Origin of the sequence: Microbacterium lacus (genome assembly GCF_002812805.1) — a bacterium.
GTDB classification, from domain to species: Bacteria; Actinomycetota; Actinomycetes; order Actinomycetales; family Microbacteriaceae; genus Microbacterium; species Microbacterium lacus_A.
In genome coordinates, this window is sequence record NZ_NMUM01000030.1 from 1 (window position 1) to 12,897 (window position 12,897).

A 12,897-nucleotide genomic window follows, 5' to 3' on the forward strand; every position below is an offset into this window, starting at 1 on the left:
GGGGTCGGCGCAGCCGGAGCGGGAGCGGGAGCGGGAGTCGCGGCGGGTGCCGCGGGAGCAGCCGGAGCCGCGGGACGCACGGGGCCGGGACGACCGGCCGGGCGCGGTGACGATGCGGCGGCGGGTGCCGGAGCCGCGGGCGCTGCTGCACCCTCGGCCTGAAGCGCCTGACGAAGCTTGCGAGCCACGGGGGGCTCGATGGTGGACGAGGGGCTCTTCACGAACTCACCGAGCTCTTTGAGCTTGGCCAGCGCGACTTTACTGTCGACGCCGAGTTCAGAGGCGATCTCGTGCACGCGTGGTTTGGAAGCCACAATTCTCCTGTCTGGGTCCACCCAGGCAGGGCAGACCGTTAGTCGCGGACGGGACTCATTTCGAGCCGTTCACTTTGTTTCCATAGCCGTTCAGCCTGTTCTCTAACGTCTGCGCGTCGAGTGGTCCCGAGACGCGTAGTGCTCGTACGAACGCGCGGCGCCGCAGTGCGGTTTCCACGCAGGCGAGCGTCTCGTGCACCCACGCGCCCCGACCCGGCATCGTCGCACTCTCGTCGGGGACGAGTTGGGATTCGATGGAAACGACCCTCAGAAGGGCCGACCGGGGAGCACGCGCGCGGCATCCGACACACGTCCGTACAGGTTCCATCCTACACCTCCAGCAGGCCTCGCTCGTTGAGCGAGCGCAGCGAGACGAAACGCTCGGATCGACTAGGACTCGAGGATGCTGTCCGGCTGAATATCGATCTTCGCGCCCGTCAGCTTGGCCGCGAGCCGCGCGTTCTGGCCCTCCTTACCGATCGCCAGCGACAGCTGGTAGTCGGGAACGAGTGCACGGACGGCCTTGGTGGAAGCATCCAGGATGAAGCTCGACGTGACCTTCGCGGGCGAGAGGGCGTTGCCGACGAACTTCGCGAGCTCGGGGTCGTAGTCGACGATGTCGATCTTCTCTCCACCGAGCTCTTCGGTCACGGCGCGAACACGGCGGCCCATCTCGCCGATGCAGGCGCCCTTGGCATTGATCGAGGGGTCGTTGGCCCGCACGGCGATCTTGGTGCGGTGGCCGGCCTCGCGCGCGAGCGAGATGATCTCCACCAGGCCCGATGCGATCTCGGGCACCTCGAGAGCAAACAGCTTGCGTACGAGACCCGGGTGCGTGCGTGAAACCGTGATCGAGGGACCCTTGGGGCCCTTGCCGACGCTGGTCACATAAACGCGCAGGCGCGAGCCGTGCGGGTAGGCCTCGCCGGGCGACTGCTCTTCGGGCGGCAGGATCGCCTCGACCGAGCCGAGATCGACGTGGATCATGCGCGGGTTGGGACCCTGCTGCACGACACCGGCGACGATGTCACCCTCTTTGCCCTTGAACTCCCCGAGCACCGCGTCATCGGCGATGTCTCGCAGTCGCTGTCCGATGACCTGCTTCGCAGCGAAGGCGGCGATGCGGCCGAAGTCGTCGGGAGTGGTCTCCTCTTCGCCGATGACCGCGTCATCGTCATCCGTCACGGGGATGAACACGCCGACGTGACCGGTCTTCCGGTCCATCTCGACGCGGGTTCCCGGGGGTACCTCACCCGTGGGCGACGTGTGCTTTCCGTAGGCGGTCAGAATCGCCTGCTCGATGATGCTCGCGAGTTCGTCGAAGGGGATTTCCTTCTCCCGCTCGATCGTCTTCAGCAGTCCGAGATCGATATCCACGGAGACCTCCCTATTCAGCTCTCGTCCACGCGTCATACGCGTCGACATCCCCCCTACGTTACCGGATGACATCGAGCCGCGCCCTGAGACCCTTACCCTGATCGCATGCAATCTGCTCGACCGGTCGTCGCGACCCTCGTCATCGTCGCCCTGCTCCTCGTCTCCGGCTGCTCAGCCCCCTCGACCGTGCATGCTGAGGATGACGATCTCGGCACCGTCGACGTCTACGAGATCGAAACGGATGCTGCGCTCTCCCCCACCCCCAGCGACCCGGCGCACGAGATCTGGACGATGTTCGTCGGCGTCGTCACTCAGACCGTCGCAGCCGACACCTTCAACGCGTACTGGGTCGGCGAGTCATCCGACACCGACACCATGGCGTACGTGTCCCGCGACATCGACGACCCCACCCAGTGGATGCTGGTCGCGAACGCCGCCTACGCCGACGACTCAGACACTCTCCTGCAGACGCTGATCCACGAGTACGCGCACGTGCTGAGCCTGAATGTCGACCAAGTACCCGAGGCATCCGGCTCGTGCGAAACGCTCGAGCTGAGCGAAGGATGCGCACTTCCGACGTCGTTCATCGATGAATTCCAGGTCGAGTTCTGGGATGCCTACGGGGAGAACGCACCGGGGCCGGACAATGACGACGCGGACGTCGCGTACGCGTTCTATGAGACGCACGAGGAGGACTTCGTCAGCGACTACGCTGCCACGAACGTCACCGAGGACTTCGCCGAGTCGTTCGCGGCGTTCGTGCTCGAGGCAGAGCCGGACTCGGATTCGCCGCTCGCGCAGAAGCTCGACTTCTTTTGGAACGTCCCCGAGTTCGTCGAAATCCGCGCGCACATCTCTGAGGAGTTCGGTCTCGAGTGATGCGGATGTCCCCGCATCCGAGCGATCCCACCGACATACTGTCCGCATGGATGCGATCAACGACTGGCTCCTGACGTAGGGCGACAACCTCTGGACCTGGATCATCGTGCCCGTGGTGGTGATCCTCGGCCTCTACTTCACGGCACGATCCGGTGTCGTGCAGTTCCGGCTCATCCCCGAGATGTTCCGGACCCTGACCGACAAGACTCCGCGTACCGCCACAGGTGAACCCCAGTCCGTCTCCGCCTTCCAGGCGTTCACGATCTCGGCTGCATCGCGCGTCGGCGTCGGCAACATCGCCGGTGTCGGCACGGCGATCGCGGTCGGGGGGCCCGGGGCGATCTTCTGGATGTGGTTGATGGCGTTCGTCGGCGGCGCCTCGAGCTTCATCGAGTCATCCCTCGCGCAGCTGTTCAAGGTCCGTGACACGGACGGGTTCCGCGGTGGACCCGCCTATTACATGCAGCGGGGGCTCAAAGCGCGCTGGCTCGGGATCTGGTTCGCGATCATCCTCATCGTCTGTTTTCCCTTCGCATTCTCGTCCCTGCAGGCCAACACGATCTCGGCGACGGTCAGCGGCAGCCTGGGCGAGGATGCCGCGCCCTGGCTCCCGTGGGCTGTGGGTATCGCGATAACTGTCCTCACCGCGCTGGTGATCTTCGGCGGCGTCCGCCGCATCGCATCCGTGACCCAGGCGCTCGTGCCGACCATGGCGCTGCTCTACCTGTTGCTGGGACTCGCCGTCGTGGCCCTGCACATCGACCAGCTGCCCGTCGTGTTCACCCAGATCTTCACGCAGGCGTTCGGGTTCAACGAGGTCGTGGGCGCCGCCTTCGGGTACATCGTGCTCACGGGCGTCAAGCGCGGCATGTTCTCGAACGAGGCGGGACTCGGCTCGGCGCCGAACGCCGGCGCGAGCGCAGCCGTGACGCACCCCGTCAAGCAGGGTCTCGTGCAGACTCTCGGCGTCTACTTCGACACGTTCCTGGTGTGCACGATCACCGCGTTCATCATCCTCGTATCGGCGCCGGACCTGACCGAGGCGACGCGGGGAATCGGATTGACCCAGGGGGCGCTCGTGTCGACCCTCGGCGAGTGGTCGAACATCGCGCTGACGATCATCATTTTCCTGCTGGCGTTCAGCTCGATCCTCGGCAACTACTACTACGGCGAGTCGAACATCGAGTTCATCACCAGCCGCCCGTACGCCCTGCTCGGCTACCGCATCCTCGCCGTCCTGGCAGTTCTCGCCGGCTCAGTCGTCACGGCCGACCTCGTGTGGAACTTCGCCGACGGGGTGATGGGATTGATGGCGCTCACGAACCTGATAGCGATCGCCCTGCTCTCGGGTATCGCTTTCCGTCTGCTGAAGGACTACACGCGCCAGCGTAGGGAAGGACGCAATCCGGTCTTCACGCGTGCGCTGATGCCCGATATCGAGGGGATCGAGTGCTGGGAGGACGAGCTCTCGGTTACCGGCCCTATCGATGTCGTCGACAAGAAGTACGAGTCCCGCAAGCACCGCGATCACCTGCACGGGGCGCCCAAGCTCTGAGCGGCCGTTCCCCGCGTTCATCGGCTCAGCACCACGCGTTTAGGCTGAGCCGATGGACACCGCGGCCCCGAAACGCGTCGTGCGCGAAGCGACGCAGGTCCCGTGGTTTCGTGCGCTGGCCCGGCTCGGGTATGTGTCGAGCGGGGTCGTACACGGGCTGATCGGCTTGATTGCGTTGATCGTGGCCTTCGGAGGCGACGCCGCGACGGATCAGACCGGCGCCCTGCGCGCCATCGCCGCGCTCCCCCTGGGCTTCACGCTCCTCTGGATCATCGCCGCGGGGTTTTTCGCCCTCGCCGTGTGGAAGATCGCGGAGGGCGTGCTCGTGCGTGGCGACAATGCCTTGCGGAAGTGGGGTGCTCGCGTCGGGCAATGGGGCCAGGCGGTCGTCTTCGCCACGTTCGGAACGGTGGCAGGTGCCATCGCGATGGGAGCACGACTCAGCAGCGAGCGAGCGGCAGAGCAACTCAGTCGCGGAGTCTTGGATATCCCCGGGGGAACCTTCGTGCTCATCGCAGTGGGCATCGGGGTCGGCATCACGGGCATCTCATTCCTTTTCATGGGTGTTCGCCGCAGTTATCGCTCACAGGTTTCGGTTCCGGATGGCTCGCTCGGTCGTCTCGTCGACACACTCGGGATCGTCGGGTTCATCGCCAAGGGCGTCGCGCTCGTCGTGATCGCGGTGCTGCTCGTCGTCGCCGCGGCCCGTGACGAGGCGCGCACCGCGGGAGGCCTCGACGGCGCGCTCCGGGCCCTCCTCGATCTCGCCTTTGGGCCCCTGCTGGTCGGAATCATCGGCATCGGATTCGTCGCCTACGGGTTGTTCTGCTTCTTCCGCGCCCGCTACGCGCGGATGTGAGGATCCACACCCTCTGGCATGAACGACGCGAGGCGCGCGTACGCTCAGGAGAATGACACCCGACGTAGCGGATTCCGCCGAGGCAACCGCTCGCAAGGCGCCCTCGCACCCCGCTTTCCGCACACTTGCCCGCACCGGCTATGCCGCCAACGGCGTCGTCCACCTCTTGATCGGCGCCATTGTGCTGGCCGCAGGCGCGGGCGGCGGCGAATCGGATCAGACGGGTGCTTTTCGTGCGATCGCCGAAGCGCCGCTCGGATTCGTTGCTCTCTGGGTGCTCGCTGTCGGGCTGGCCGCGCTCGCCCTCTGGTACGCGGTCGAGGGTGTACTGACCAGTGAAGAAGATGCGCGCAAACGCTGGGCGAAGCGCGTCGGCGAGTGGGCCAAAGCCATCGTCTACGCGGCCATTGGCTTCAGCGCAGCATCCGTCGCACTCGGCGCGGGATCGAGCGGCGACCAGGGCGCCCAGAACGCGAGCAGCACCGTGCTCTCCCTCCCCGGGGGACCCGTTCTGCTCGGAGTCGGCGGCCTGGTCATCGTCGTGATCGGTGGAGCTTTCGTCGTGAAGGGCGTGACGCGCAGCTTCCGCGAGAAGCTCCGGATGCCCGGCGGCACCACCGGGCGGATCGTGACCGTACTCGGCGTCGTCGGGTATGTCGCGAAGGGCGTCGCACTCGCGATCGTCGGCGTCCTGATCGTGACGGCGGCCGTACAGGTCGACCCGGGTGAGGCGGGCGGGCTCGACCGGGCGATCTCGTCGCTCGTCGCGCTACCCTTCGGACCCTGGCTGGTCGGTGCCGCGGGTCTCGGCTTCATCGCATACGGAATCTATTGCTTCTTCCGCGCGCGCTACGCCCGCCTGTGACCCCATAGCTCAGGGTCAACGGAATAGCTGTCAAGCGGGGCAGTCGTTGGCCGCCGCCGTCACGGGGACACCGTCGAAGCGCGCCTCGGTCCAGCGCATCATCGTCGACAGAAACGGCGAGCCGGGCAGCATCGGTCCGGTGTGATCCAACTCGTCGAAGACCCGCACCTGGAGAGCCTGCCCCTCGGCGCATCGCTCTTCGACGAAGCGCTCGTACAGAGTTGTCGGGATGACCTCGTCCTGCCCGCCCCACGCCAACAGGACGGGGGATGTCCACGGCCCGGTCGCCGCATTCTGCGCGAGCCTCTCCCCCAGCGCGCCCGCGGTCAGGTCGGCGTCGTACAGGGGCCGATCGGCCGATACGCCGAGCGCGGCGAGCACGGACACGACCACGCCGGGCTCGGTCGGGCAACGCTGGGTCATCTCTCGCACGATCGAGCGTCCGCCCGGGGCGACGTAGTCAGCGATCATCACGTCGGGATAGGTGTCTGCGTAGGGCACCAGCACCCAAGAAATCAGCACGGACAGGATCGCCGAATCCTGCGTCCGCGCGAGCTCCTCCGCGAGCGCGAGGGGATCTGCCGCGGGCGATATCGCTACCGTCCCCTGCACGCTGAGTTCGGGCGCATAAGTGGGTGCGACCTGGCTCACCCAGAGCGCGGCATGCCCACCCTGCGAGTGCCCCCACACCACGACCTCCGACGAGAGCCACATCCCGTCCGCATCCTCCGCGGCCCGCACTGCATCGATGGCCGAGCGGGCCTCGCTCTCGCCGATCAGATAGGGGAACGTACCGGGCGCGCCCTGCCCGGTGTAGTCCGTCGCCACAACGACCCAGCCGGCCGCGAGGGCCCGATCGATCGCGGGGATTGCCCAACGGGTGGCCGAGGCATCCGCAAGGCTTGGCGCGCACCCGCGGGCGACACCCGTCGTTCCGTGGTTCCAGATGATGACGGGTCGCGGTCCGGGTGGCATCTCGGCGGGTGAGATCACCAGCCCGCTGGCGAGCGCGCGGTTACCGAACGTATCGGTCGTGCTGTACAGGATGCGTCTGACCTCGCCTCCGACGGGGGTGCGCCCGCTGTACGAGCCCTCCCGCAGCAACGTGCCCGGGGCGCTCGGGGGCCCATCGGGGGCGTCATAAAAAGCGTCGACGACCGGGGCCCCGTCGGCGAGCCACGTACTCACCCACCACGATCCCCCCGCGAGTCCCAGCAACACGGCAGCGAGCGCGTAGCGGCCCGCCGCGGCCCAGATGAGGCCCCGACGGCTTCCGGTCGTCTCGCCCGGCCGCGGGGAGCGTCCTCGGATCCGACGCGACGCGCGCCAGGTCAGAACGATTCCGAGCACGACGGTTCGCAGCCCGAATGCGATCGCGACGACGAGCAGCGTGACGTCCGGCCACAGCAGGGCGAGCAGACCGAAGACCACCTGTGCCACGCCCGAAGCCCCGGCGAGAACCCGCTCGCTGACCCGGCCACGGAAGACGCCGATGGCCGCACCGAGCCCACCGAGAACCAGCAGACCGGCGATGAGTTCGGGCAACAGGTCGAGATTGCGACCGAGCCAAAACAGGATGACGCCGCCGCCGATGATCCAGAGAATGGCCAGCACGATGTTCGCCCGGCGCGGGACGTCACGCGGGGAGATCAGGTCCATCACGCCGGACGCGATGGCGCTCACCCCGATATAGATCGCCAGCACCCACAGCGATGTCAGCGGGCGGGTGACGATGAAGACGCCCAACACGATCAGAGCGAGCCCGACGACAACTCCCACCCAAGCCGGCGCGTGACCCACGAGTCGGCTCACCCCGCCGCGACGCGGCACAGGCACGGGTGCGCGCGGGGGTGTGGGCTCGTCAGTCACTCGGGCAATGCTAGATCGACTTCCGGGACGACTGCCGTACGGCGCACCCCGCGACCATCGGACACGAGGTCGATAAGCACGGTCGGCGGCGGCACCTTCGAGAGCCCGTGTGGGTTACGTTCGCCTCGTGCCCCTTACACAGGCCCCGCCGCCCACACGCACTCTCCGCACCGCCGACCCTGGACTCATCGGACTCCTCGGCTTCGCGATCGCGACCCTCACCGCGCAGCTCGCGCATCTCGGCGTGCAGAACGAGAGCTCGGTCTTCTGGGTGGGCGCGATCTTCGGCGGTGTCGTTCAGATCATCGCGGGGATGCTGTCGTTCACCATCGGCGACGACTTCCACTTCCTCGTGTAAAACGCGTTCGGGTGGTACTGGCTCTGCATGCCCGGGTTCCTGCTCGGCGGAGAGCTCGGATTCTTCGAGGTCGCCGGACCCGCGCGCGGCGTCTTCACCCTGATGTTCGCTGTTCTGGCGCTGCTGTTCGCTTTTCCGGGCGCGATGCACAACTCGGTTCTTCCGATCACCCTGCTGTGCGTTTCGGCCGGGCTTGCACTGCAGTCCGTCACAGCGTTCGGGGGCGTCGAGGCATTCGGCGCGGCGGGGTCGATCCTGCTGATCGCGGCATCCGCATTCGCGACCTACATGCTCATCGAGAAGTTCATCCGTCGCACGATGGGGCGTGCCATCGTGCCACTCGGTCCATCGTGGCTGCGCGGGTCACGCGACCCGGAATCCTAGCCCCGCAGCGGTCGTTGAGCGAGCGAAGCGAGACGAAACGCCCGCCTTAGCCGCCCAGTCGCGCGATCGCGTCGGCGACGGGCACGACCTCGCGGTCACCCGTGCGGCGGTCCCACAGCTCGACCTGGCCCTCCGCGGCACCGCGGCCAACGATGAGGATCCGCGGCACACCGATCAGTTCAGCATCACCGAACTTCACACCAGGCGAAACCTTCGGGCGGTCGTCGTAGAGCACGTCGAGTCCGGCGCCCTCGAGCTCATCGGCGATGGACGCCGCGAGGTCGAATGCCACGGCATCCCGTCCCGTCGCGACGACATGCACGTCGAACGGCGCGACCGAGGTCGGCCAGATCAGGCCCTTGTCGTCGTTGTTGAGCTCGGCGATGATCGCCAGGATGCGGGTCACGCCGATGCCGTACGAGCCCATCGTCACCGTGACGAGCTTGCCGTTCTCGTCGAGCACCTTCAGGCCGAGCGCCTCGGCGTACTTGCGCCCGAGCTGGAAGACGTGGCCGATCTCCATGCCACGTGCGAGGTTGACCGGTCCCGAGCCATCCGGAGCCGGGTCGCCGTCGCGCACCGTCGCTACCTCGACGAATCCGTCGGCGACGAAGTCTCGACCCGCCACGAGCGAGTGCACGTGCTTCTCGTGCGCGTTCGCGCCGGTGATCCAGGCGGTGCCGTCGACGACGCGGGGGTCGAGGACGTAGCGGATGTTCGTTGCGGACTCCGTGCCGAGGATCGCCCCGGTCGGCGACCACGGACCGATGTACCCCTTGACGAGCAGGGGGTGCTTGGCGAAGTCGGCTTCGGTCGCAGCCTCGACGGCAGCGGGAGCGAAGGCGACCTCGACACGCTTGTCGTCGACGTCGCGATCGCCGGGCAGGCCGACGACGACGAGCTCGCGCGTTCCGTCGAGGTGCGTCAAGGCGAGCACGACGTTCTTGAGCGTGTGCGCGGCGGTCCACTCCCCCTCAGCCGGGGCGTCGAGGTACGCGTTGGCGTGGTCGACGAGCGTCGCGATCGTCGGCGTATTGGGCGAGTCGAAGATGACGGGTTCGGACAGCCCGTCGAACGGGATCGGCTCGGGCGCCAGCGTCGTGAAGGCCTCGACATTAGCGGCGTATCCGCCGTCGGAGCGGACGAACGTGTCCTCACCGACGGGGGTCGGGTGCAGAAACTCCTCGCTCCGCGAACCGCCCATGGCTCCAGCATCCGCCTGCACAATCACGTACTCGAGGCCGAGGCGCGAGAAGATGCGCTCGTAGGCATCCCGCTGCGCCTGGTAGCTGGCGTCGAGACCCGCGTCGGTGTAGTCGAACGAGTAGGCGTCCTTCATCGTGAACTCGCGGCCGCGCAGGAGGCCGGCGCGGGGACGCGCCTCGTCGCGGTACTTGTCCTGGATCTGGTAGATCGACAGAGGCAGGTCTTTGTACGACGAATACAGGTCCTTCACGAGCAGCGTGAAGACCTCTTCGTGCGTGGGGGCGAGCAGGTAGTCGGCGCCCTTGCGGTCTTGCAGGCGGAACAGCGCGTCGCCGTATTCCTCCCAGCGGCCCGTGACCTCGTAGGGCTCGCGCGGCAGCAGGGCCGGGAAGTGGACCTCGTACGCTCCGGCGTTCGCCATCTCTTCGCGGACGACTGCCTCGATCTTCGCCTTGACCTTCAGCCCCAAAGGCAGCCAGGCGAAGACCCCCGGCGCCTGGCGCCGGATGTATCCGGCGCGCACGAGCAGCCGATGGCTCGTGACTTCGGCATCGGAGGGGTCCTCACGGAGTGTGCGGAGGAAGTAGTGCGAGAGACGTGTGACCACGATCGTCAAGTCTAGGCGCGCGGATGCCTCGGTCCCGGCGCCCTGTGCACCCGGCCCCTCCGCGCTCGCCTCCGAGGCGCTAGACCCGCTCACCTGGCACTCGATGCGGGGCGGTCGCCCCGAACACAACATCTAGTGCCAGCCAAGCGGAACGTAGCCAGGCCACGATCACAGCCGGGCGGATAGGCTCACCCGCGTGTGCACCCGCATCTTCTGGAACGACAACCCGATCGCCAAGACCGTGGCCCGCTGCATGGACTGGGCCGTCAGCGACGAACCCGAGCTCTGGTACGTCCCGGCCGGGCAGCAGCGCTCCGGAGACGCGGGCGAGGACTCCCTCACCTGGGTCTCGCAGCACGCCAATGTGGTCATCAGCATGTGGGGCATCGGTACCGTCGACGGGCTGAACGACGCTGGCCTCGCGGCGCACGCGTTGTACCTGGACCCGACGGATGTCTCATTCCCCGCCGCGGATGCACGGCCCGCTGTCGCCCACACGATGTGGGTCCAGTACCTGCTCGACAACTTCTCCACCGTTGCGGATGCGATCGCGGCCGTGGAAGACATCCGGATCGTGGCTCCCCTGCTCCGGGGCGAGACTTTCGGCGTGCACATCGCCATCGAGGACAGCACCGGTGACTCGGCCATCATCGAACCGATCGGCGGACGGATGGTCGTGCACCACGGCCCCGAGTTCACCGTGATGGCGAACTCGCCGACGCTCGACCAGCAGCTCGAGAACCTCGCGCGCTATCGGCCCTTCGGCGGCGAGCTGCCTCCCCCGGGCGACATCACGTCGTCAGACCGGTTCGTCCGCGCGGCGTACTTCCTGCACTATCTGCCCGAGCCCGCGGGCATCGACGAGGCCGTTGCCGGGGTCGTGCAGTTGATCGCCAATGTCTCGGTGCCGTACGGCGCCCCCTACGCTGACGGCGGCGTCTATCCGACGTGGTGGCGCTCGGCGGCGGATCTCACGAACCGCACCTACTTTTTCGGGTCGACGCGGAGCCCGGGCATCTTCTGGATCGACCTGCCCGCGCTCGCGGGTATCACCGATGTCCTCCGCCTCGACCCACGCGATACGTCGCTGGTCGGCGACGAGACGGCCCGACTCGAGCCTGCCGCTCTCCGCTACTGAGCCGGTCAGCCTCGAGCTGTCACGAAACGCTCGATAAGGGACGGCGGTTTCAGGTTCTTAGCGCAACGCCTTCATGGAGGAGGGTGTTGTGTCGAGGAAGGTTCCGTGGGCGATGCGCGCGGAGGCGGTTCGCGGCCTGATTGCTGGTCGCTCGGCGCTCGAGTTCGCGCCGACGCTGGGTGTCAGCATGAGCGTGGTGAAGTTGTGGGCCAGGCTCGCGGGCGTGGAACTGATGATGGGTCGAGGCGGTGGTGCGCGGCCGATGCCGATGGATGCCGTGATCGGTGAGGGTGGTGATCGCGAGTATCGGCGCCTCACGCTGGCGGACCGATCGCTTATCCAGGCGGGTCTGGCGATGCGTCCGCCGCTGTCGGTTCGACGGATCGCGGCGGAGCTCGGGGTGTCGGCCTCGACGGTCTCTCGCGAGATCCGCGCGCACCAGGTGCAGCACTGGGAGACGCGTCATTATGACGCGCGTATCGCGCATTATCGGGCGTTAGCGGCGCGGCCGCGGTCTCGGCCGGGAAAGCTGGAACAGCCCGCGGTGCGAGCGGCGGTCGTGTCACGCTTGAACGACAAGTACTCGCCGCAACAGGTCGCGGGCGAGTTGAAGCTGCTGTTTCCCGATAACCCGGAGATGCACGTGTCGCACGAGACGATCTACCAGGCGCTCTACGTGCAAGGCAAGGGCGCGTTACGACACGAGCTGACGGTTGAGAAGGCGTTGCGGTCCGGACGAACAACACGGGTCCCGCAGTCGAAGCTGCCGCGCCGGTCCAGTCGCCCCTGGCTGGACGGGGCACGACTGACCGATCGTCCCGCTGAAGTCGAGGACCGGGCGGTGCCAGGGCATTGGGAAGGCGATCTCGTCGTTGGGCCCGGCAACTCCGGGATCGTGACACTTGTCGAACGCAAGCACAGGTTCACGCTCTTGGGCCGGCTGCCGGGGCAGCGCGACAGCAAGACCGTCACCGACGTGCTTGCCAGCATGATCGCGGAACTCCCCGCGACGCTGACTCGCACGATCACGTGGGACCAAGGCGCAGAGATGGCCGAGCACGCCGCGTTCACGATCGCCAGCGACTGCAAGGTGTTCTTCTGCGACCCCCACTCGCCCTGGCAGCGAGGCACGAACGAGAACACGAACGGCCTGATCCGTGACTTCTACCCCAAGGGCACGAACTTCAACGAGGTCACCGACGACGACCTTGCCGAGACACAGCGGCTGCTGAACATCCGACCACGCCGCACCTTGGGCTACCGGAAACCAGCTGACATGATCAACGAACTGATCAACGGTGTTGCACTAGCCACCTGAAACCGCCGACCCGGATGCAGCGGTTTGTGACAGCTCGGCGACTCGAAGACCGAAAGCACCGCGACCAATAGCGCAACGCCCACCCCCGCGCAACGGGTGCCCGGAGGATCGCGCAATGAGATCGCCTGTGACAGGTTAGAGAGGTGGTTCACCGTCTGCCTGCCACCC

13 protein-coding genes are annotated in these 12,897 nt (G+C 66.9%); 8 read left to right on the plus strand and 5 right to left on the minus strand.

Translation table 11 applies throughout. From position 1 onward, the window contains the following. The 3 genes from CGU34_RS10025 to nusA all read right to left on the minus strand — a co-directional run. A partial coding sequence (locus CGU34_RS10025) for a translation initiation factor IF-2 N-terminal domain-containing protein (RefSeq protein ID WP_198517746.1) occupies window positions 1-314 on the minus strand: 314 nt, incomplete at its 3' end. 55 nt (window positions 315-369) lie between these two features. Beyond that, window positions 370-642, minus strand: a complete 273-nt coding sequence (locus CGU34_RS10030) for a YlxR family protein (protein WP_100814022.1) — start codon at window positions 640-642, stop codon at window positions 370-372. A 62-nt stretch (window positions 643-704) separates the two neighbouring features. Beyond that, window positions 705-1,691, minus strand: a complete 987-nt coding sequence (gene nusA, locus CGU34_RS10035; protein ID WP_100814023.1) for a transcription termination factor NusA — start codon at window positions 1,689-1,691, stop codon at window positions 705-707. Window positions 1,692-1,796: 105 nt separating this feature from the next. Here nusA and CGU34_RS10040 point away from each other — a divergent pair, with 105 nt between their 5' ends. The 4 genes from CGU34_RS10040 (at window position 1,797) to CGU34_RS10055 (ending at window position 5,849) form a co-directional block, all read left to right on the plus strand. Continuing rightward, a complete protein-coding gene (locus tag CGU34_RS10040) occupies window positions 1,797-2,570 on the plus strand; it encodes an NADH:ubiquinone oxidoreductase subunit 4 (chain M) (RefSeq protein WP_198517747.1) in 774 nt (257 codons plus the stop codon). A 106-nt stretch (window positions 2,571-2,676) separates the two neighbouring features. Continuing rightward, a complete protein-coding gene (locus tag CGU34_RS10045) occupies window positions 2,677-4,125 on the plus strand; it encodes an alanine/glycine:cation symporter family protein (protein WP_332870617.1) in 1,449 nt (482 codons plus the stop codon). Between the two features lie 52 nt (window positions 4,126-4,177). Beyond that, a complete protein-coding gene (locus CGU34_RS10050) occupies window positions 4,178-4,984 on the plus strand; it encodes a DUF1206 domain-containing protein (protein ID WP_100814024.1) in 807 nt (268 codons plus the stop codon). A 52-nt stretch (window positions 4,985-5,036) separates the two neighbouring features. Continuing rightward, a complete protein-coding gene (locus tag CGU34_RS10055; RefSeq protein WP_100814025.1) occupies window positions 5,037-5,849 on the plus strand; it encodes a DUF1206 domain-containing protein in 813 nt (270 codons plus the stop codon). Between the two features lie 30 nt (window positions 5,850-5,879). On the opposite strand, the gene CGU34_RS10060 is transcribed toward CGU34_RS10055, so the two are convergent. Continuing rightward, window positions 5,880-7,718, minus strand: coding sequence for a lipase family protein (locus CGU34_RS10060; RefSeq protein ID WP_232711631.1), 1,839 nt, complete (start codon window positions 7,716-7,718; stop codon window positions 5,880-5,882). Between the two features lie 127 nt (window positions 7,719-7,845). On the opposite strand from CGU34_RS10060, the gene CGU34_RS17390 reads away from it, so the two are divergent. Both CGU34_RS17390 and CGU34_RS17395 read left to right on the plus strand, forming a co-directional pair. Further along, window positions 7,846-8,076, plus strand: a complete 231-nt coding sequence (locus CGU34_RS17390; protein WP_232711632.1) for a GPR1/FUN34/YaaH family transporter — start codon at window positions 7,846-7,848, stop codon at window positions 8,074-8,076. 27 nt (window positions 8,077-8,103) lie between these two features. Then, entirely contained in the window at window positions 8,104-8,460 is a 357-nt protein-coding gene (locus CGU34_RS17395; RefSeq protein WP_232711633.1) for a hypothetical protein, read from the plus strand. A 46-nt stretch (window positions 8,461-8,506) separates the two neighbouring features. On the opposite strand, the gene CGU34_RS10070 is transcribed toward CGU34_RS17395, so the two are convergent. Next, on the minus strand, window positions 8,507-10,273 hold the full coding sequence (locus CGU34_RS10070; protein WP_100814027.1) for a proline--tRNA ligase: 1,767 nt from the start codon (window positions 10,271-10,273) through the stop codon (window positions 8,507-8,509). Between the two features lie 196 nt (window positions 10,274-10,469). On the opposite strand from CGU34_RS10070, the gene CGU34_RS10075 reads away from it, so the two are divergent. Beyond that, window positions 10,470-11,411 carry a linear amide C-N hydrolase gene (locus tag CGU34_RS10075; RefSeq protein ID WP_100814028.1) on the plus strand — a complete coding sequence of 314 codons (942 nt, stop codon included), beginning with the start codon at window positions 10,470-10,472 and terminating at the stop codon, window positions 11,409-11,411. A 73-nt stretch (window positions 11,412-11,484) separates the two neighbouring features. Next, window positions 11,485-12,729, plus strand: a complete 1,245-nt coding sequence (locus CGU34_RS10080; protein WP_306342117.1) for an IS30 family transposase — start codon at window positions 11,485-11,487, stop codon at window positions 12,727-12,729. The last annotated feature ends 168 nt before the right edge of the window (window positions 12,730-12,897 follow it).

Coding starts and splice junctions, on each gene's coding strand:
- CGU34_RS10080 (WP_306342117.1), top strand. CDS start 11,485: ATGGAGGAGGGTGTTGTGTCGAGGAAGGTTCCGTGGGCGATGCGCGCG.
- CGU34_RS17395 (WP_232711633.1), top strand. CDS start 8,104: ATGCCCGGGTTCCTGCTCGGCGGAGAGCTCGGATTCTTCGAGGTCGCC.
- CGU34_RS10040 (WP_198517747.1), top strand. CDS start 1,797: ATGCAATCTGCTCGACCGGTCGTCGCGACCCTCGTCATCGTCGCCCTG.
- CGU34_RS10055 (WP_100814025.1), top strand. CDS start 5,037: ATGACACCCGACGTAGCGGATTCCGCCGAGGCAACCGCTCGCAAGGCG.
- CGU34_RS10030 (WP_100814022.1), bottom strand. CDS start 642: ATGGAACCTGTACGGACGTGTGTCGGATGCCGCGCGCGTGCTCCCCGG.
- CGU34_RS10050 (WP_100814024.1), top strand. CDS start 4,178: ATGGACACCGCGGCCCCGAAACGCGTCGTGCGCGAAGCGACGCAGGTC.